The 20128-nt window shown below is 63.6% G+C and carries 20 protein-coding genes; 8 read left to right on the top strand and 12 right to left on the bottom strand.

The genetic code is table 11. From position 1 onward, the window contains the following. The first annotated feature begins 161 nt into the window (after nt 1-161). Nucleotides 162-866 (top strand): 16S rRNA pseudouridine(516) synthase, encoded by a 705-nt coding sequence (locus tag J3489_RS10090; protein ID WP_206997571.1) that lies wholly within the window; start codon nt 162-164, stop codon nt 864-866. 179 nt (nt 867-1045) lie between these two features. Further along, on the top strand, nt 1046-1234 hold the full coding sequence (locus tag J3489_RS10085) for a hypothetical protein (protein ID WP_206997570.1): 189 nt from the start codon (nt 1046-1048) through the stop codon (nt 1232-1234). A gap of 59 nt (nt 1235-1293) precedes the next feature. On the opposite strand, the gene J3489_RS10080 is transcribed toward J3489_RS10085, so the two are convergent. Further along, on the bottom strand, nt 1294-2316 hold the full coding sequence (locus J3489_RS10080; protein WP_206997569.1) for an NAD-dependent epimerase/dehydratase family protein: 1023 nt from the start codon (nt 2314-2316) through the stop codon (nt 1294-1296). Nucleotides 2317-2382: 66 nt separating this feature from the next. On the opposite strand from J3489_RS10080, the gene J3489_RS10075 reads away from it, so the two are divergent. Both J3489_RS10075 and J3489_RS10070 read left to right on the top strand, forming a co-directional pair. After that, nucleotides 2383-3414: a CDP-6-deoxy-delta-3,4-glucoseen reductase gene (locus J3489_RS10075; protein WP_206997568.1), complete on the top strand. Its 1032-nt coding sequence runs from the start codon at nt 2383-2385 to the stop codon at nt 3412-3414. Between the two features lie 238 nt (nt 3415-3652). Continuing rightward, a complete protein-coding gene (locus J3489_RS10070; RefSeq protein ID WP_206997567.1) occupies nt 3653-4837 on the top strand; it encodes an acetylornithine transaminase in 1185 nt (394 codons plus the stop codon). Nucleotides 4838-5026: 189 nt separating this feature from the next. Here the strand turns inward: J3489_RS10070 and J3489_RS10065 are convergent, their stop codons facing one another. From J3489_RS10065 to J3489_RS10035, 7 genes are all read right to left on the bottom strand, one after another. After that, nucleotides 5027-5743, bottom strand: a complete 717-nt coding sequence (locus J3489_RS10065; protein ID WP_206997566.1) for an ABC transporter ATP-binding protein — start codon at nt 5741-5743, stop codon at nt 5027-5029. Then, a complete protein-coding gene (locus J3489_RS10060; RefSeq protein ID WP_206997565.1) occupies nt 5743-6513 on the bottom strand; it encodes an ABC transporter ATP-binding protein in 771 nt (256 codons plus the stop codon). Before J3489_RS10060 ends, J3489_RS10065 begins: the two co-directional genes overlap by 1 nt. Before the next feature lie 118 nt (nt 6514-6631). Then, on the bottom strand, nt 6632-7798 hold the full coding sequence (locus J3489_RS10055; RefSeq protein WP_206997564.1) for an ABC transporter permease subunit: 1167 nt from the start codon (nt 7796-7798) through the stop codon (nt 6632-6634). A gap of 18 nt (nt 7799-7816) precedes the next feature. Continuing rightward, nucleotides 7817-8767 carry a branched-chain amino acid ABC transporter permease gene (locus J3489_RS10050; RefSeq protein WP_206997563.1) on the bottom strand — a complete coding sequence of 317 codons (951 nt, stop codon included), beginning with the start codon at nt 8765-8767 and terminating at the stop codon, nt 7817-7819. Nucleotides 8768-8986: 219 nt separating this feature from the next. After that, a complete protein-coding gene (locus J3489_RS10045; RefSeq protein ID WP_206997562.1) occupies nt 8987-9763 on the bottom strand; it encodes a type 1 periplasmic-binding domain-containing protein in 777 nt (258 codons plus the stop codon). A gap of 317 nt (nt 9764-10080) precedes the next feature. Then, nucleotides 10081-11040 (bottom strand): 4-hydroxy-3-methylbut-2-enyl diphosphate reductase, encoded by a 960-nt coding sequence (ispH, locus tag J3489_RS10040; protein WP_206997561.1) that lies wholly within the window; start codon nt 11038-11040, stop codon nt 10081-10083. Nucleotides 11041-11042: 2 nt separating this feature from the next. Continuing rightward, a complete protein-coding gene (locus J3489_RS10035) occupies nt 11043-11498 on the bottom strand; it encodes an FKBP-type peptidyl-prolyl cis-trans isomerase (RefSeq protein ID WP_206997560.1) in 456 nt (151 codons plus the stop codon). Nucleotides 11499-11774: 276 nt separating this feature from the next. On the opposite strand from J3489_RS10035, the gene radC reads away from it, so the two are divergent. From radC to nadB, 4 genes are all read left to right on the top strand, one after another. Beyond that, nucleotides 11775-12542 carry a RadC family protein gene (gene radC, locus J3489_RS10030; protein WP_206997559.1) on the top strand — a complete coding sequence of 256 codons (768 nt, stop codon included), beginning with the start codon at nt 11775-11777 and terminating at the stop codon, nt 12540-12542. Between the two features lie 313 nt (nt 12543-12855). Next, on the top strand, nt 12856-13089 hold the full coding sequence (rpmB, locus tag J3489_RS10025) for a 50S ribosomal protein L28 (protein WP_004186391.1): 234 nt from the start codon (nt 12856-12858) through the stop codon (nt 13087-13089). A gap of 10 nt (nt 13090-13099) precedes the next feature. Next, complete coding sequence (gene rpmG / locus J3489_RS10020; RefSeq protein WP_004185395.1) at nt 13100-13267, top strand: 50S ribosomal protein L33; 168 nt, start codon at nt 13100-13102, stop codon at nt 13265-13267. 249 nt (nt 13268-13516) lie between these two features. After that, nucleotides 13517-15115: an L-aspartate oxidase gene (gene nadB / locus J3489_RS10015; protein WP_206997558.1), complete on the top strand. Its 1599-nt coding sequence runs from the start codon at nt 13517-13519 to the stop codon at nt 15113-15115. Between the two features lie 42 nt (nt 15116-15157). Here nadB and nadC read toward each other — a convergent pair whose 3' ends face one another. The 4 genes from nadC to J3489_RS09995 all read right to left on the bottom strand — a co-directional run bounded on the left by nadC (nt 15158) and on the right by J3489_RS09995 (nt 20093). Further along, complete coding sequence (nadC, locus tag J3489_RS10010) at nt 15158-16057, bottom strand: carboxylating nicotinate-nucleotide diphosphorylase (protein ID WP_206997557.1); 900 nt, start codon at nt 16055-16057, stop codon at nt 15158-15160. Then, entirely contained in the window at nt 16057-17205 is a 1149-nt protein-coding gene (gene nadA / locus J3489_RS10005) for a quinolinate synthase NadA (RefSeq protein ID WP_206997556.1), read from the bottom strand. Before nadA ends, nadC begins: the two co-directional genes overlap by 1 nt. 125 nt (nt 17206-17330) lie before the next feature. Continuing rightward, a complete protein-coding gene (locus tag J3489_RS10000) occupies nt 17331-18527 on the bottom strand; it encodes a DesA family fatty acid desaturase (RefSeq protein ID WP_206997555.1) in 1197 nt (398 codons plus the stop codon). 243 nt (nt 18528-18770) lie between these two features. Further along, nucleotides 18771-20093, bottom strand: a complete 1323-nt coding sequence (locus tag J3489_RS09995; RefSeq protein WP_206997554.1) for a mechanosensitive ion channel family protein — start codon at nt 20091-20093, stop codon at nt 18771-18773. Nucleotides 20094-20128: the final 35 nt, after the last annotated feature.

Genomic DNA, 20128 nt, shown 5'->3' with positions numbered 1-20128 from the left:
GCCCGACGACATCGTCCACCGTCCCGCCGACGAATACGTGCGGCGCTTCGTCGAGCGGCGCGCCAGCGTGCAGTGAGAACCCAGGCGCCCTAAGGCCGCGCGCAGCTTGCTTGGTAGAATGCGGGCGGTTTCCGCGTCCTCCCTCCGTTCCCGCCGCGCGCATGGATCTCGAAAGCGTCCTCTTCACTCAAGGTTTCGGCGCGCGCCGTCAATGTCGCGCGATCATCGCGGAAGCGCGCGTCGTCGTGAACGGCTCGCTCTGCACCGATCGCGACGCACAGTTCGATATCGACGCGCTCACGTTCGAAGTCGACGGCACCTCGTGGCGCTATCGCGAGCACGCGTACATTCTGCTGAACAAGCCAGCGGGCTACGAATGCTCGCGTGAACCGCAGCATCACTTGAGCGTCTTCAGCCTGCTGCCCGCGCAGCTCGCGACGCGCGGCGTGCAATGCGTCGGCCGGCTCGACCAGGACACGACGGGCCTCCTGCTCCTCTCCGACGACGGCAAGTTCGTCCACACCTACACATCGCCCAAGCGCAAAGTGCCGAAGGTTTACCTGGCGACCACCAAGCACCCGCTCGACGACGCCCAGCTCGCGGCACTTCGCGAGGGTGTGCTGCTGCACGGCGAAGCCAAGCCGATCGCAGCCGTCGCCGCGCACGCGCGCGACGAGCGACGGCTCGAACTGACCGTGCTGGAAGGGAAATACCATCAGGTGAAACGCATGGTCGCAGCAATCGGCAACCGCTGCGAAGCGCTGCATCGGGAGCGCGTGGGCGGCCTCACGCTGCCCGCTGCGCTCGAACCGGGCAATTGGCAATGGCTCGACGAGTCCGATTTGCAGGCGTTGCGCGCCGGCTAGCTGCCCCCAAAGCGTTCCTGGCCAGGCTACCAGCCGCGTAACTCGGCTTATTTTGCCCGTTTGCGCGCTGCCCGACACCTGAGGGTTTCACCCGCCGCGCCGCAGCATGATGCCGGCCCAAAAGCGCTCTATACTGGCCATAAGCCACTTATTACAAAATGTTGCAAGGGAGACGCATCATGGTGATCAGCGACACGTTCGAAATCTCGTACCTGGTACTCGCGTTCGCCGCATTGGGCGCGATCATCATCGGGGCCCTGCTCACGACCATGCACATGAAGCGCAAATACCACCCGAGTCTGATCGGGGCACTGGTCGGCGCGCTGTTGTGCTTTCTCCTGCTCGAAACGCTGCCGGCCATTACCTGATGCGCGCTTCGCGTTCGTGATAAGCAGTCTGCGGCGACGCCGCAGCCATAGGCCGGAAGTCAGCGCACGGTGCGCAGAAAGTCGTCGACGCTCGGATAGCGCAGCCGGATGCGCAGTTCGCGCTTGAGCCGCGCATTTGACAGGCGCCGCGATTCGCGCATGAACGACAGCAGCATCGGTTCGAGTTGCTGCTCGGCGGCTTCGCGTGTGATGCGCGGCGCACGGGTCAGCCCGAATGCATCCGCCACGCGGTCGAAATACTCACCCATCTTCAAAGCGCTGTCGTCCGACGCATGGATTACACGCCCCACCCGCGCGTGCGTCGCCGCCCGCAGCAGGATCGCCGCGAGGTCATCCGCGTGGATGTGATTCGTATAGACGTCGTCCTCGGCGACGAGCGCCGGGGTGCGCTTTTCCAGCCTGGGAAGCGGTAGCCGATTGAGCGCGTAAATCCCGGGAATCCGGACGATGCTTGCCGCCAGCGCACCGCGCGCGCTCGCGCGCCTCAACTGCCGTTCCGCCGACACCCGGCGCTTGGCCCGATCGTTGGCCGGCTTGACCGGCCGCGTCTCGTCGATCAGCGCGCCGCCGCAATCCCCATAGACACCCGTCGTACTCGCGTAAACCACCCGAACCGGCTCAGTCCGGCGCACGGACCGGAAGGGTCCGTCGGGTACAATACCGGCTGTTTCGCCGGCAGATATTCCGGCGTATTGCGCGCGCAGCGTCCGAAGGCGCCCCGTCGCGGCAATGCCCTGAAATGCGGACCGATGGCGCCGCGGCGCCGAGAGCGCAGCAATCAGCGCACGCGTGCGGCAATCGTCGCCGCCGGCCTTCTGCGGGGGCGCAAGATGCAGGACGGTCGGCGCGAGTCCGCCCAGGCGCCGCAGGCTGCGCGGCACGTCGAGATCGCCGACGATCGGCGTCGCGCCTGCGGCGCGCAACTCGGCCACCCGCTCACGGTGGCTCGTAAGCGCAACGATCCGCGCGCGCCCGCGCAGGCGTTCCACGCAGCGCATGCCGGCATCGCCGCATCCGACGATCAGCACCCGCGGCCGGCGCAATATTCGTGTCGCATTCATAGTGGACGCATTGTAGCGGTCGCAGGCGACGCGCACCGGTTTCCTATTTTTCGTTTCGATGGAGCTATGGCATATAACGTAACCCTCCGGCAAAGCGGCCGGCAGTTTCAAGTAGAACCCGACGAAGCCATCCTGACCGCCGCCTTGCGCCAAGGCGTCGGCCTGCCGTACGGCTGCAAGAACGGCGCGTGCGGCTCGTGCAAGGGCACGATCGTGTCGGGCGAAGTCGAGCAGCGCGCGCACTCGTCGTCGGCACTGTCGAACGATGAAAAGACGCGCGGCATGGCGCTCCTTTGCTGCGCGACCGCGAACTGCGACCTGGAAATCGACGTGCGCGAAGTCGCGGGCGTCGGCGACGTGCAAGTCAAGAAGCTGCCGTGCCGCGTGAACGCGCTCGAGCGCAAGGCCGACGACGTGCTGCTCCTCAAGCTCCAGTTGCCCGCCAACGAGCGTCTCCAATACCTGGCCGGCCAGTACATCGAGTTCATCCTGAAGGACGGCAAGCGCCGCAGCTACTCGATGGCGAGCGCGCCGCACCAGGAAGGCCCGATCGAGCTGCACATCCGCCACATGGCGGGCGGCGTCTTCACCGACCACGTCTTCAACACGATGAAGGAGCGCGACATCCTGCGCTTCGAAGGCCCGCTCGGCACGTTCTTCCTGCGCGAAGACTCCGACAAGCCGATCATCCTGCTCGCCTCGGGCACCGGCTTCGCGCCGATCAAGGCGATCGTCGAGCACGCGCTCTTCAAGAACATCGGCCGCCCGATGACGCTTTACTGGGGTGCGCGCCGCAAGAAAGACCTGTACCTGTTGGATCTCGCCGAGCAATGGGCGAAGGACCACGCGCACTTCCAGTTCGTGCCGGTGCTTTCCGAGCCGGACGAGAGCGACGGCTGGACGGGCCGCACGGGCTTCGTTCATCGCGCCGTCATCGAGGATCTGCCAGACTTGTCGAACTATCAGGTGTACGCCTGCGGCGCACCGGTCATGGTCGAATCGGCGCAGCGCGACTTCACGAGCCATCACCGCCTGCCGGAAGACGAGTTCTACGCGGACTCGTTCACGAGCGAGGCCGATCTCGCGAACGCGGTATAGCGGTTTACATCGGCTATCTCGTTATCGTATTCTGTCGCGCATGAACCGCATCCAAACCGAACTCCGACGCCGACGCGCGCTGCCCGCCTGGGAAGCCGTCGGCTAGTCATGGGTTCGCGTCTTGCAGCGACATCGCAAGCGCCAATCGGTTGAAACATGAAAAGCCACGGAAATCCGTGGCTTTTTTTCGTCCTCTGTTTTTTCGTCCGTTTCTTTCGCACCTCCTGGAGCCCCCGCCATGCAATTCACCGAGTACCCGACGCAGCCGCTGATGTACATCACGAATCGCCCCGAAATCGTTTTCACGCACGGCAAGGGCTCATGGATCTACGACAACGAGGGCAAGCGCTACCTCGACTTCATTCAAGGCTGGGCGGTCAACAGCCTCGGGCACTGCAACGAAGGGATGATCGAGGCGCTGGAGAAGCAGGCGCGGCTGCTCATCAACCCATCGCCCGCGTTCTACAACGAGCCGATGGCGAAGCTCGCCGAGCTGCTCACGCAGCACAGCGTCTTCGACAAGGTCTTCTTCGCCAACAGCGGCGCCGAAGCGAACGAAGGCGCGATCAAGCTCGCGCGCAAGTGGGGCAAGAAATTCAAGCACGGCGCCTACGAGATCATCACGTTCGACCATAGCTTCCACGGCCGCACACTCGCGACGATGTCGGCGAGCGGCAAGGCCGGCTGGGACACGATCTACGCGCCGCAAGTGCCGGGCTTTCCGAAGGCGGACTTGAACGACATCGCATCGGTCGAGAAGCTCATCACCGACAAGACGGTCGCCGTGATGCTCGAGCCGATCCAGGGTGAAGGCGGCGTGATTCCGGCCACGCGCGAATTCATGCAGCAGCTGCGCGACCTGACGAAGCGCCACAACGTGCTCTTGATCGTCGACGAAGTGCAAAGCGGCTGCGGTCGCGCCGGGACGCTCTTCGCGTACGAGCTGTCGAACATCGAGCCGGACATCATGACGCTCGGCAAGGGCATCGGCGGCGGCGTGCCGCTGGCGGCGCTGCTGTCGAAGGCCGAGATCGCCGTGTTCGAAGCGGGCGATCAGGGCGGCACCTACAACGGCAACCCGCTGATGACGGCCGTCGGCTATTCGGTGATTTCGCAGCTTCTCGCACCGGGCTTTCTCGAAGGCGTGCGCGAGCGCGGCGAATACCTGAAGGACCAGTTGCTGGAGCTGTCGAAGGAGCGCGGCTTCGAAGGCGAGCGCGGCGAGGGCCTCTTGCGCGCGCTGCTGCTCGGCAAGGATATCGGCCCGCAGATCGTCGAAAAGACGCGCCTGCTCCAGCCAGAAGGCGTATTGCTCAACGCGGCGCGCCCCAACCTGCTGCGCTTCATGCCGGCGCTGAACGTGACGCGCGAGGAGATCGACCAGATGATGGCGATGCTGCGCACGGTGCTCGACTCGCTTTGATCGGGCTGCGACTCCATGGCGACCTCCCCTGCCATGTCGATCCGCGTGTGTCGATCGCCGCGCTTGGCTGCCTCAAGGTGAACCTGCAGGTGCTGAGCGACAAGAGCGAGGTTTTTTGAGAACTACGGGTAAAACAAAACGCGGTGCTTGCGCTCTTCACGCAAGCACCGCGTTTTTCGGTTACGACGTTTACTCGCCCAGATACGCTGCGCGCACCTTCGGATCGTCGAGCATCTGCTTCGCGTCGCCGGACATGGTCACCATGCCCGAATCCATCACGTAGCCGCGATTGGCGGCCTGCAAGGCGAGCCGCGCGTTCTGCTCCACCAGCAGCACCGTGATGCCCTCTTGCGAGATCGTGCGCACGACTTCGAAGATCTTCTCGACCATGATCGGCGACAGACCCATCGACGGCTCGTCGAGCAGCAGCAGCTTCGGCTTGGAAAGGAACGCGCGCGCCATCGCCAGCATCTGCTGCTCGCCGCCCGAGAGCGTGCCCGCCAATTGCGTCGCACGCTCCTTCAGGCGCGGGAAGAACCCGAACATGCGCTCGACGTCCTTCTTGATGCCGTCGATGTCGTTGCGCAGATACGCGCCCATCTGCATGTTCTCGACGATCGACATGCGCGCGAAGATGCCGCGGCCCTCCGGCACCATCGCCAAGCCACGCTTGAGCAGCTCGTGCGCCGGGATGCCCTTGATCGACTGGCCCATGTATTCGATGTCGCCCGCCGAGTACGGCTTCAAGCCCGTGATCGCCTTCATGGTCGTCGTCTTGCCCGCGCCGTTGGCGCCGATCAGCGTGACGAGCTCGCCCTGCGCGACTTCCATGTCGACGCCCTTGACCGCCTGGATGCCGCCGTAATTGACCTGCAGGCCCTTGATTTTCAACATTGCCGTAGCCATCAGTGGACCCCCGCACCCAGATAGGCCTCGATCACCTTCGGGTCGCGCTGCACGTCGTGCGGCAGACCTTCGGCGATCACCTTGCCGTAATCGAGCACCGTCATCCGGTTGCACAAATGCATCACGAGCTTCACGTCGTGCTCGATCAACAGGATCGTCTTGCCGTCCGAACGGATCTTGTCGAGCAGCTTCGTGAGCTCGACCTTCTCGGTCGCGTTCATGCCGGCTGCCGGCTCGTCGAGCGCGAGCAGCTTCGGATCGGTCGCGAGCGCACGCGCGATTTCCAGACGGCGCTGGTGACCGTACGACAGGTTGCGCGACGTGTAGTCCGCGTATTGCAGCACCCCCACGTATTCGAGCAGCTCGAGCGCGCGCTCCTTGATTTCACGCTCTTCCTTGCGCTCCGCCGGCGTCTGGAACACCGCGCCGAACAGGCCGTGCTTGGTGCGCACGTGGCGCCCCACCATTACGTTCTCGAGCGCGGTCATCCCGCCGAACAGACGAATGTTCTGGAAGGTGCGCGCGATCCCCGCCTTCGCGACCTGGTACACCGCGGTCGGCGTGTAGTCGGTGCCGTCGAGCTTGAACTCGCCCGAATCGGGTGTATAGAGCCCGGTAATCACGTTGAAGAACGTGGTCTTGCCCGCGCCGTTCGGGCCGATCAGTCCATAGATCTGGCCTTCCTCGATTTGAAGACCGACGTCCGACAGCGCTTGCAGCCCGCCGAAGCGTTTGTTCACGCCCTTGACGGACAAACGAATTTTGCTCATTGAATGTTCTCCTGTGTCGACCAGAGTTAGCGCTTTAGCGCTTACTCGGGTCCCATGCAGAGCTGTCGACCAGAGTTAGCGCTTTAGCGCTGACTCCGGTCCCATGCAATGCGCTGCGTTACGCGCGCACCGGCTTCTTGCTGGCGCGCTTGGCCAGTTTCGCGATCTTGTCCTCATGCTTCGGCGACGGCCACAGGCCTTCCGAGCGATACAGCATGATGAGCACCATCGCCAGGCCGTACAGCAACTGGCGGATCACTTCGGTGTCGATGATCTGATGGCCGAAGATGGCGTTTTGCAGCGGTCCCATCGTCGAGCGCAGGAATTCCGGGAACACGGCGAGCAACACCGCGCCGAGAATCACGCCGGGGATGTGGCCCATGCCGCCCAGCACGACGCAGGCGAGCACCACCACCGATTCCCAGAACGTGAACGATTCCGGCGACACGAAGCCCTGGAAGCCTGCGAACATCGCGCCCGACAGGCCGCCGAACGACGCGCCCATCGCGAACGCCAGCAGCTTCACGTTACGGGTGTTGATGCCCATCGCCTTCGCGGCGATTTCGTCTTCGCGGATCGCGGCCCAAGCACGGCCGATGCGCGAGTGCTGCAGACGCGTACACGTCCAGATCACGAGCAGCGCGCACAGCACGAACAGGTAGTAGTACATGTACGTGGTCGTGACCGTGATCCCGAGGAAGGTGTGGGTCTGCGACAGGCTGAAGCCCCCCACCTGCACCGGATCGATCCCCGTGATCCCCTGCGGCCCGTTGGTGATGTTCACCGGACGGTCGAGGTTGTTCATGAAGATCCGCACGATTTCCCCGAAGCCCAACGTCACGATCGCGAGGTAGTCGCCGCGCAAACGCAAGGTCGGCGCGCCGAGCAGCACGCCGGCCGTGGCCGCGACCCCCATCGCGATCGGCACGATGATCCAGTACGGCGTGTGCAGGCCGGCCGGGGCCAGGTGTGCGATCCAGCCGAACGCCATCAGGTGCGGCGAGGACAGCAGCGCCGCTGTGTATGCGCCCACCGCGTAGAACGCGATGTAGCCCAAGTCCAGCAGGCCGGCGAAGCCGACCACCACGTTCAGGCCCAGCGCGAGCATCACGTACAGCATCGCGAAGTCGAGCACGCGCACCCAGTAGTTGCCGCCGGTTGCGCCGATGATGAACGGCGCAGCGATCACGAGCACCGCGGTCACGATGCCGACCACCGCGGTTTTCGTCGCGTTTTTCTCGGGGACGAGCGTCGTGGACGGCTCGATCGGTTGAATTGAAGTCATTTTCCTTGCTCCTTATCCTTACGCCCGATCCGCAACACGTTCGCCCAACAGGCCCGACGGTCGGAACACCAGCACGATGATCAGCACGATGAACGCGAACACGTCCTGGTAGTTGCTGCCGAACACCCCGCCCGTGAGGTCGCCGATGTAGCCCGCACCGAGCTGCTCGATGAGGCCGAGCAGCACGCCGCCCACCATCGCCCCGCCAAGGTTGCCGATCCCGCCGAGCACCGCCGCCGTGAACGCCTTCATGCCGGGGATGAAGCCCATGTAGAAGTGCGCGTTGCCGTATTCCGACGCAATCATCACGCCCGCCAGCGCCGCCAGCGCCGAGCCGATCATGAAGGTCGCCGAGATCACGAAGTTCGGGTTCACGCCCATCAGGCTTGCGTTGTTCGGGTTTTCTGCAATCGCGCGCATCGCGCGGCCGAGCTTGGTCTTGTGCACGAGCAGGAGCAGCGCGCCCATCATCAGGAACGCCACCACGATGATCGTGATTTCAGTCATCGATATCACGGCGCCCGGGGTGGTGTCCGTGGCCTTGATCACGTTGATCGGATCGGTCGGCAGCAGCTGGGGGAACGCGAGAGGATTGCGGCCCCAGATGATCATCGCAAGGGTCTCCAGCAGAATCGACACGCCGATCGCGGTGATCAGCGGCGCGAGACGCGGCGCCTTGCGCAGCGGCCGGTACGCGGCCTTTTCAATCGTGTAGCCGACGCCCGCGCACACCACCGCCGACACCACCAGCGAGATGAGCAGTGTCAGTACGTTGCCTAATCCGGGGAAGTGGTTATGTAGCACGTTGATAGTCGACAGCGCCACCATCGCGCCCACCATCAACACGTCGCCGTGCGCGAAGTTGATGATGCCCAGAATGCCGTACACCATCGTATAGCCCAGTGCGATGATCGCGTAGACGCTGCCAAGCACCAGACCATTGATGATCTGCTGGATGAAGATATCCATTTAAAGCTCCTTAGCCCGTGCGACTGGATTCGCGTTGCTCGCCGGCGGGTAGGCGGTGAGTGACGGAATCGCAACGGCACTGCGGGTACTGATATAAAAGACCGGTAAGGGTTAGCCGCCTTCCAACGGGTCGCGCCTTTGTGATGCAAAGACCGGCTCGTTAAAGGCGGATGCAAAAACGGCACCGTCGAGTGCGCGGTGCCGTCAGGTTTTGCTCCGTCACCACGCGCCCACGGCTTCGAGGACCGCGATGCCGCTGTCCTTGAAGTCGTGAACCGTAGTGGCGCCTTCTTTCAAATCACCCTTGTCGTCGAATGCGACAGCACCGACGGTTCCGTTCTCGCAACGGACCGGCAGCATCGCAACCAGCACCTTGGGCGCATCGATAGAAACGGCGCGCTGCAGTGTGTCGGCGCCCACGTGCATCACTTCATACGCGGACGGCGCGACAGCCTGCGCCGGCGTGCAGAAGCGGTCCTCGTACTGCCCTTGGTCCTGCAATGCGAAGCCCGCATCAATATTCCCCGACGTCGGCGGGAGACCCGCTTTCGAAGAGGTCCGGCGTCCCGCTGCGCGAGGCGCAAGTTCCGCCACCTTGCCGGTACGCACGCCGTCACCGCCAAGGTTTGCTGCTCTGTTGCCGAGCGGAGCCTGCTTTGCAAGCAGTCCGCTCGTTCGGTTCATTCCACCGTACATGCTCACGTCCGGCTGAATATTCTTGATCTTCTTGAGGATGGCCTTGAAATCCGATGCCCGGTAACCGGTGCCTTCGCCGCGCCGGGCGTAACACGCGCTCGACGCTGTTACGCTCAATCCGAGCTCAGGTCCTGATCGATCCCCGTTTTTGCCGCCGCCGACAAGCGTGGCATCGTTCGCTTCCTTCGCAGCCGCGACCGACTCGCCGGCGCTCGCCCCGCCGTCGTTCCTTTTGCTGGCTGCGTCCGCCTCGGCGTTCGCGACCGCGCTGGACACGGCGTAAGCAAACTGGAATTGCATTAAGTAGGTCTCCTGCGCCTTGCTAAATCCATTGCCAGAAGGCCCCGAGGCCTTGAGAACGGGCGCATTGTAACTCTAATTATGGGACGACCAATAATGTGAATCCGCCAGGGTTTTCCTGCATTGCAACCTTTTTTTGAGACCTTTAATTGGCGCGGGTGCAACCAGGTTGCAATATCCTTACGAATTTGCATCGCAACTGGGATTTTCCATTTAAGCGTCGCATGGGGCCGGAGTTAGTGCTGACGCGCCAACTCGGGTCGAATAAAAAGCGCACTCGAGGTGCGCTTTTTATTAGTCAGACAATTAAAAATAAATCAGGCTGGCAAGCCGAGCCCGCGCGGCAGCGGAAACGCAATGCTCTCTTCGATCCCTTCCAGCGCGCGCACGTTGCGCACGCCCAGACCGCGCAGATGGGTGATAACGGCCTGCGCCAGCACCTCCGGCGCAGACGCGCCGGCCGTCACGCCGATGCGGCGCTTGCCTTCGAGCCACGCCGGATCGATCTGGTCCGGCGAATCCACCATGTAGGCCGGGATGCCACGCTTCTCCGCGACTTCGCGCAGACGGTTCGAATTCGAGCTGTTCGGACTGCCAACGACGATCACCACGTCGCATTGCGGCGCCATGAATTTGACCGCGTCCTGGCGGTTCTGCGTCGCGTAGCAAATGTCCTGTTTTTTCGGCTCGCGAATCGCCGGGAAGCGCGCCTTTAGCGCGGCGATGATTTCGGACGCATCGTCGACGGAAAGCGTGGTTTGCGTAACGAAGGCCACTCGCTCGGGATCGGCGAGCGTAAGCGCATTCACATCCTCGATGCTTTCGACCAGGTACATGCCTTGTGCGGTCTGGCCCATCGTGCCCTCGACCTCGGGATGCCCCTTGTGGCCGATCATCACGATATCCATGCCTTCCTGGCGCATCTTCGCAACTTCGATGTGCACTTTGGTGACGAGCGGGCAAGTCGCGTCGTACACGCGCAGCCCGCGCACTTCCGCCTCTTCGCGCACCGCCTTCGAAACGCCGTGCGCGCTGAAGATCACCGTGCTGCCCGCGGGCACTTCGTCGAGCTGCTCGACGAACACGGCGCCTTTCTTGCGCAAGTCCTCGACGACGTACGCGTTATGGACGATTTCGTGCCGCACGTAGATCGGGGCGCCGAACAGCTTGATCGCGCGCTCGACGATCTCGATCGCGCGATCGACGCCCGCGCAAAAACCGCGCGGCTGGGCGAGCAGGATTTCCGCTTCGGCCAGGGGGGTGTCCGTGAAGCTCATGTTTACAGAATCCCGATGATTTTGACTTCGAACACCAGCGCTTGACCCGCAAGCGGGTGGTTGAAGTCGAACAGCGCCGACGTTTCGCCGACTTCCTTCAGCACGCCCGCATAGCGGCCGCCGCTCGGCGCATTGAACTCGATGAGGTCGCCCGGCGCGAAATCCTCTCCGATCATGCCGTTTTCGCGCAGCGTGGCGAGCGAGACGCGCTGGATCAGTTCCGGATTGCGGGGACCGAACGCCTGCCCCGGCTTTAGCTGAAAGGTCGAGTGGTGCCCGGTCTTCATGCCCACGAGAATCTCTTCCAGCGGCGGCGCAAGCTGACCGGCACCGAGCAGCAACGTGGCCGGCTTGTCGCCGAAGGTGTTGACGACGTCGGAGCCATCGGCGAGCGAAAGCCGGTAGTGAAGCGTCACGTGCGAACCGGGTTTCACTTCGGAAATATCGATGATGCTCATGAAATAACTCGTTGAGTCGGTGCGCCTTTTCGCGCACACAAAGAGGGAAGCGTTGCTTAGCGCTTTTGGCGCCACGCGCAGGCACAACCGCACCTGGCATAAGCTCACTATTGTAAGCCACATAAATGCAACAAGCGTACAAGCGGTACCGCGCAAAAGCGCCTTGACGGCGTCCTCAGCGACTGCCATCGCGCTTTCCCGATCTGTCCCCGCAAACGGCTCGCTTTTCTATATGGCGGCCTACGCCCGCCGCCCATGCCATTCGGAGATCAACAAATGCCCGACAGTTCCAGTGCCGTCCACACCGCAGTTCAGCTGTCGCCGGATCTGCCCGGCCCGCCAGTCGCGGCGCACGGTCAGGACGAGCCGCTGCGGCCCTGCGACTGGCCCGCGCGCGATATGCCCCGCGAGCGCCTGATAGATGCCGGGCCCGCCGCGCTGTCGGACACCGAGCTCATCGTCCTATTTCTGGGTTCAGGCCTGCCGGGACACAACGTCTTTGACGTCGCGCGCTCGCTCTTGGCGCGGTTCGGCTCGCTGCGCGCGATGCTGGACGCCGCCCCCGCCGATTTCAAGGGGCTTCGCGGCATCGGACCCGCCAAGCGCGCCACGTTGCTTGCCGTCGTCGAGATGGCGCGCCGGGCGCTGGCGGAGAGGGCGCGCGAGCGGCCGCTGGTCGACTCGCCGGGCGCCGTCGAAGACTACCTGCGCCTCCTGATCGGCGCGCGGCCGCACGAGGTGTTCGTCTGCCTCTTTCTCGACGCCCGGCACCGCCTTCTTCATACGGAGGAAAGCTCGCGCGGGTCGTTGACGCGGATGGCCGTCTATCCACGCGAAATCGTGCGCCGGGCACTGGTGCTCAACGCCGCGGGCCTGATCGTCGCGCATAATCACCCGTCCGGCGCCGCCAAGCCCAGTGCGAGCGACCGCCGGCTCACGCGCGTGTTGCGCGACTCGCTCGCCTTGATCGACGTGCAACTGATCGACCACCTGATCGTCGGCAGCGACACGGTTTTCTCGTTCGCGCATGCGGGCTGGATGTGAGAGCCGCCCCGCTCGGCGCCCTCGCGGCGCCCTCGCGGCCCCCTCGCGGCCCCCTCGCGGCCCTTTACCGGCGTTCCGCGGCGGCGAGCCACGCATCCACAAATAGGGTTTGATTTTTCTGAGTTTTTTCTGCTAGAATCGCCGTCTGCCTCTGTTTCCAACCCTGTTCAGTGCCAGCGAAGGGCCATTCCTAAAAGAACGGCTCGGGTCTCAACCGTAGCTGTGGCGGCTACAACTGCGAGACCGCGCTCTTCTAGGAAGAGCAACCTTCCCGGCTCGAACCCGAATTTAAGCGTTTTAGGAGTGCTCTCATATGGCACGCGTATGCCAAGTAACTGGGAAAGCGCCGATGAGCGGCAACAACGTTTCCCACGCGAACAACAAGACCAAGCGTCGTTTTCTCCCGAATCTGCAAAACCGCCGTTTCTGGGTGGAAAGCGAAAACCGTTGGGTGCGCCTGCGCGTTTCGAACGCCGGCCTGCGCCTGATCGACAAGAACGGTATCGACTCCGTGCTCGCAGACCTGCGCGCACGCGGTGAAGCCTAAGGAGTAAATCATGGCGAAAGGCGCACGCGACAAGATCAAGCTGGAATCGACCGCAGGTACGGGTCACTTCTATACCACGACGAAGAACAAACGCAACATGCCGGAAAAGATGGAGATCATGAAGTTCGATCCCGTCGCCCGAAAGCACGTGGCGTACAAGGAAACCAAGATCAAGTAATCGGGTTCCGAGCCTGAAGACGACAAAAGCCCCGCCTATGCGCGGGGCTTTTGCTTTTGCGCCCTCCCCCTCGCCCCGCAACGGGGTATCCTCTTTCGTTTATCGCGGCGCGCAGTGCGGCGCGGCTCCGGTTCAAGAGTAGACGGAAGACTTACAGGGACAGCAGATGAACTACCCCCACGCTCACTATCGTTCGCTGCCCCCCAAGGGGGCTGATGCCTCCCTTGGGGCGGCCCAGCGGGAGGCATCATGAATTTCGACGTCGTGATCGTAGGCAGCGGGCTGGCGGGGCTATCGGTCGCGCTGAATCTGGCGGACACGCGCCGCGTGGCGGTCGTCGCCAAGCGATCGATGACCGAAGGCGCGAGCGACTGGGCGCAAGGCGGCATTGCTGCGGTGCTCGATTCGGCGGACAGCATCGAAAACCACGTGCAGGACACGCTCGTTGCCGGCGGCGGCCTGTGCGACGAAGCGGCGACGCGCTTCATCGTCGAGCACGGGCGCTCGGCGATCGAATGGCTGATCGAGCAAGGCGTGCCCTTTACGAAGGACGACGCAGCCGAACTCGGCTTCCATTTGACGCGCGAAGGCGGCCACAGCCATCGGCGCATCATCCACGCGGCGGACGCGACCGGTCACGCCGTGGTCGCGACGTTGAGCGAACAAGTGCGCCGGCATCCGAACATCACGCTGCTCGAAGATCACTACGCGATCGATCTCATCACCTCCGACCGCCTCGGCCTGCCGGGCCGGCGCTGCCACGGGCTCTATGCGCTCGATCTGGCGAATGGCCGCACGGTCACGATCGAAGCGCCGCATACGGTGCTGGCAACCGGCGGCGCCGGCAAAGTCTATCTGTACACGACGAACCCCGACACCGCGACCGGAGACGGCATCGCGATGGCATGGCGCGCGGGTTGCCGCGTATCGAACATGGAGTTCATCCAGTTCCATCCGACGTGCCTGTTTCACCCGTACGCGAAGTCGTTCCTGATTTCCGAAGCCGTGCGCGGCGAAGGCGGCCTTCTCAAGCTGCCCGACGGGACGCGCTTCATGCCGAGCCACGACGAGCGAGCCGAACTCGCGCCGCGCGATATCGTCGCGCGCGCGATCGACTTCGAGATCAAGAAACGCGGGATCGACTGCGTCTATCTCGACATCAGCCACCAGCCCGAAGCCTTCCTCCGCACGCATTTCCCGACGATCCTCGCGCGCTGCCTCGAGTTCGGCATCGACATCACGAAAGATCCGATTCCAGTCGTGCCCGCCGCACACTACACGTGCGGCGGCGTCGTCACCGATCTGACGGGGCGCACTGACCTGGCCGGACTGTATGCGGTCGGCGAGACGTCGTGCACCGGGCTGCACGGCGCCAACCGGCTCGCGAGCAACTCGCTGCTCGAATGCATCGTGATCGGCCGCTCGGCTGCAGCGGCGATTCAAAAGGAAGGCTTCGGCGCTGCCGCTCACGCGCCACTGCCGGACTGGGACGAAAGCCGCGTGTCGGACCCGGACGAGGAGGTTGTCGTCGCGCACAACTGGGACGAGTTGCGGCGCTTGATGTGGAACTACGTAGGCATCGTGCGCACCGACAAGCGGCTCGCGCGCGCGAAGCACCGCATCGCGATGCTGCGGGACGAGATCCACGAGTACTACGCGAACTTCAAGGTAAGCCGCGATCTCCTCGAATTGCGCAACCTTGTCGACGTGGCGTCGCTAATCGTCGAGAGCGCGAGGTCGCGACGCGAAAGTCGCGGGCTGCACTATAGCCGCGACTGGCCGACCGCGTTGCCGAAAGCGCTGCCGACCGTGCTCACGCCGGAACACGTGCGCAATCGGAAGGTTTGAGCGGTCAGCACAGCAACGATCGCGGTGCACGGCCCCAATGCGTTAAACGATACGCATCGAATAATCGGTGGCCCGCACGTCCTTCGTCAGTGAGCCGATCGAGATGCGGTCGACGCCCGTTTCCCCGATCGTCCGCACGGTATCGAGATTGACGCCGCCCGACGCTTCGAGCAGCGCACGTCCAGCCGTCAAACGAACGGCGTCGCGCATCGCGCCGAACGAAAAGTTGTCGAGCAAGATCGACTCGGCGCGATGAGCCAGGGCCGTTTCGAGTTGTTCGAGCGTCTCGACTTCGATCTGGATCGGCACGCCGGCGTCGAGCGCCAAGGCCGCATTCATCGCGGGCCCGACGCCGCCCGCCGCGGCGATATGGTTTTCCTTGATCAGAATTCCGTCGTACAGCGCGAGCCGCTGGTTTGCGCCGCCACCCACGCGCACCGCGTATTTCTGCGCGAGACGCAACCCCGGCAGCGTCTTGCGCGTGTCGACGATGCGCGCGCGCGTCCCGGCGACGGCATCGACGTAGCGGCGCGTCGCGCTCGCCACACCCGACAGCAATTGCAGGAAGTTGAGCCCATTGCGCTCGGCGGTAAGCAACGACCGCGATGGGCCGCGCAGTTCGCACACCGGCGTATTCGCGCCCATGAGGTCGCCTTCGCGATAGTGCCACCGCACCGCGATCGCCGGGTCGACCTGGCGCATCACTTCGGTAAACCACAGCACGCCGCACAGCACCGCCTCTTCACGGACGATGATGCGGGCATCGCGCAGCTCGCCAGCCGGCACGAGGCGTCCGGTGCGGTCTCCGCTGCCGACGTCCTCGGCGAGCGCATCGGTGACATTGCGCGCGAGCGCCGCGTCGAACGCGGCGCCGTATTGCGCGCGGATTTCTTCGAAAAGCGGCGACACCGCATCGACCGGCGTCAATTCCGAGCCCTCCATTACGCCGCCCCCACATTCGCAAACAGCGCCGTATCGCGCGCGAGATCGCCGCTTGCCTGAACGCGTTTCTTGCGCGCCGCGGCGAATTCGAGCATGCGGTCGATCGGCAGACGCGCCCGCTCGCCGATCGCTGGGTCGACGTGGATCTCGTTATGCCCGCGCTCGAGCACCTCGGCGAGATTCGCGAGACCGTTCATCGCCATCCATGGGCAGTGCGCGCAGCTCTTGCAGGTCGCGCTGTTACCGGCCGTCGGCGCCTCGATGAACGTCTTGCCGGGTGCAGCGAGCCGCATCTTGTGCAGGATGCCGAGATCGGTGGCGACAATGAAATGCGTCGCGTCGAGCTTCTGCGCCGCGTCGATCAACTGCGTCGTCGACCCGACGACATCGGCCTGCGCAACCACGCTTTCCGGCGACTCCGGATGCACGAGCACCTTCGCACGCGGATACTCGGCGCGCAGCAGATCGAGCTCGATGCCCTTGAACTCATCGTGCACGAGGCACGAGCCCTGCCACAGCAGCATGTCCGCGCCGGTCTTCTTCTGGATATAGCTGCCGAGGTGCCGGTCCGGCGCCCACAGGATCTTTTCGCCGCGTGCGTGCAGATCGGCGACGATCTCGAGGCCGATCGACGACGTCACCATCCAGTCGGCGCGCGCCTTCACTGCAGCGCTCGTATTCGCGTAGACCACCACCGCGCGATCGGGATGCGCGTCGCAGAACGCGGAGAATTCGTCGGCCGGGCAACCGAGGTCGAGCGAGCATGTCGCGTCGAGGTCCGGCATCAGGATGCGTTTGTTCGGACTCAGGATCTTCGCCGTCTCGCCCATGAAGCGCACACCTGCGACGACAAGCGTTTGCGCATCGTGATCGCGCCCGAAGCGGGCCATTTCGAGCGAATCGGCAACACAGCCGCCGGTTTCATCGGCGAGCTCCTGAAGCTCCGGATCGACGTAGTAATGCGCGACGAGCACCGCTTTTTCGCGCGCCAGCAACGAGCGAATCCGCGCCTTCAACGCAACGCGCTCCCCCGCCGACGGCACGGCGGGCACCTTCGCCCACCCGTGGCCGACACCGCAAGTCGCGCCCATGTCGCCCCCGGCGACGAGCGGCTGGTCGAACTCGACGGTTTTGACCGCTGATTCCATCATCATCTCCTCAGCCCTACCCACTGGCATCCAATCCCGTATATAGCGCGATTTGGAAGCCGAAAAAGAAAAACCCCGCCAGCGCGGGGTTTTGTGACGTAGCGAAATTTTAATGGATTTCGCGATCAGGCGTAGCGCCGCAGGCGCATCGCGAATTCCTGCAGGGCCTTGATGCCGCTTTGTTCTGCTCGATGACACCAATCTTGCAATTGCACGAGTAACTGTTCGCGCGAGACATTCGAGCGCTCCCAGATCGCGGTCAGGTCGTTGCGCAGCTCGATGAACGTGCGCAGCTTTTGGCTATTCGCGAAAATCTCCGGCAGTTGACGCTTCTGCGGTTCGTCCAGGCCCGATTCGTCCTTGTGGAACCACTTGCGCGCGTTGCGCATCACGAGGTACTTCTCTCGCGCGCCCACTTCCTTCAAGCGCGCCAGTTCCTGGCGGTACGCCCGCTTGACGGTCTTCGCGTAGCGCGCCATCACTTCATAGCGATTCGACAAGACGGCCTGCAGCGTCTCCTGATCGAGCACGAGCTTGCCTTCCGACAGACGCGGCGTAGGCGCGACCTTCTTCACCTTCGCGAGCTTGAGCGCCGACAGGATGCGGATGTACATCCAGCCGATATCGAACTCGAACCACTTGTTCGAGAGCTTCGCCGACGTCGCATACGTGTGGTGATTGTTGTGCAGCTCTTCGCCGCCGATGATGATGCCCCACGGGAAAATGTTCGTGCTGGCGTCGGTCGAGTTGAAGTTGCGGTAGCCCCAGAAGTGCGCGAGGCCGTTGACGACGCCCGCCGCCCAGAACGGAATCCAGATCATCTGCACGGCCCACACGGACAGGCCGACGATGCCGAACAGCGCGACGTCGATCACCATCATGATGCTGATCCCGAGGATGGGGTACCGCGTGTACAGATTGCGCTCGATCCAGTCATTCGGCGTGCCGTGGCTGAAGCGGCGCATCGTTTCTTCGTTCTTCGCTTCGGCGCGATAGAGCTCGGCGCCTTCGAGCAGCACCTTCCAGATGCCGCGCGTTTGCGGGCTGTGCGGATCTTCCTCGGTTTCGCACTTCGCGTGATGCTTGCGATGGATCGCCGCCCACTGGCCGGTCAGCATGCCGGTCGTCATCCACAGCCAGAAACGGAAGAAATGGCTTGCAGCCGGGTGCAGGTCGAGCGCGCGGTGCGCCTGACAGCGGTGCAGATAGACCGTGACGCCGATGATCGTGAGGTGCGTGACGACAAGCGCAAACAGCACAATTTGCCACCACGTGAAGTGAAGCAGGCCATTCGCGAGGAAATCGAACAGGGAATTCAGCAAGGCAGTGTGTCCGTGGATCGAGAAACATCCGCCGGGCGGATGTCAAGAAAGTGAAAGCATACGGCGAGGTTGGACGGCATTTTACCTCGCCGGGTCCAAGTGTTTGTAACAAATGGAGATTTTTTTATCTGTGCGCTTGCCGGCGGTCGACGCGTCGTCAAAAAACGACAGCCGGTTCTGGCACCATGCAGTGCGACTCCTTTACAAGCCGCGCGCCGCCTCGCCCTCCGCGGAATCGGTCATTTACCCCATTTTTGCGAAGCCTTCCGGAACCCCGCCGATGATCCGCACTTCCCGCTGCGCATACGGAATCGACACACCGTGCGCGGCAAACAGGCGCCAGATGTTGCGGTTCACCTGCGAGCGCACGCCCGCCGTGCCCTTGGCCGCCTCTTCGATCCAGAAGCCGAGTTCGAGGTCGATGCCGTCCGCGCCGAAGCCGACCAGGTACGGCGTGGGCGCCGGGTCCTGCAGCACGCGCTCGACGTCCTTCGCCGCATCGGCGAGCAGCAGCAGCACGTGTTCGAGGTCCGACTCGTACGCCACCTGCACCGCCGCTTTCGCGTAGCCGCGCGTCAGGAACGACGAGTGGTTCTGCACGACGTCGGTGATGAGCTTCTCGTTCGGAATCAGCGTTTCGATGCCGTCGAGGCCGCGCACCGTCGTGTAGCGCGTGCGGATCTGCGTCACCATGCCCTGCAGCCCGGCGACATTGATCGTGTCACCGATGCGCAGCGAGCGGTCGATCAGGATGATGAAGCCCGACACGTAGTTGCTCGCGATCTTCTGCAGGCCGAAGCCGAGACCGACGCCGAGCGCGCCGCCGAACACGCCGAGCACCGTGATGTCGATGCCGACGAGCGACAGGCTAATCAGCACCGCCGCGAGCACGAGCAACGCCCGCCCCACACGCGCCAGCACCACCTTGAGGTTCGCATCGATCGAACTTGCCCGCATGACGCGGTCTTCGAGCGCGGCGCCGAGCCACATCGCGACGATCAGCGTCACGCAGACCCAGAGGATGCCCGTCGCGAGCGACAGGAGCGTCATGCGCGCGTTCGCGATATGGAAGCGCACGCTGCCCATCCAGTGGATCACGTCGTCCTGGATGCCCAGCACGGTCAGCACCATGCCGATCCAGACGAGCACCGACACGATCTTCTCGGCGACGAAGAGCCACGCGTGCGTCTGCCCGTCGCTGCTGAACACGCGCCGCCCGATGAAGAACAGGAGGTAGATCAGTGCGATGCCGAAGAGCGGCACGACCGCGAGCTCGAGCAGCGACGTCGACATGTAGTTGTCGAGCACCTCCTCGATCGACCAGACGAGCACGCCGCCCAAGAGCGGAAAGATCGCTTTGTTGAGGCTCTCGGCGCCGAAGCGCAGCGCTTGGTAGCGTGTCTGCCGGCGCAGATCGAGCTTGCGGCGCACGACGCGCGCGAGAAACCACGCCACGATCAGCGCGCCGACGAGCGCGCCGGACTGCCAGATCATCACCGGCTGGCCGAAATCGCGGACGAAGCCGCCCAGCATGTGCGAGAAAATGCGGTTTTCAGTCAAAGCCATGGGAAGCCTGCGCGCTGCTTAACGTGCGTAACGTG

The organism is Trinickia mobilis (genome assembly GCF_017315705.1).
Taxonomy (GTDB): domain Bacteria; phylum Pseudomonadota; class Gammaproteobacteria; order Burkholderiales; family Burkholderiaceae; genus Trinickia_A; species Trinickia_A mobilis.
The sequence above is the reverse complement of the archived record's forward strand: the minus strand, read 5'-3'. Positions and strand labels throughout refer to the sequence as shown.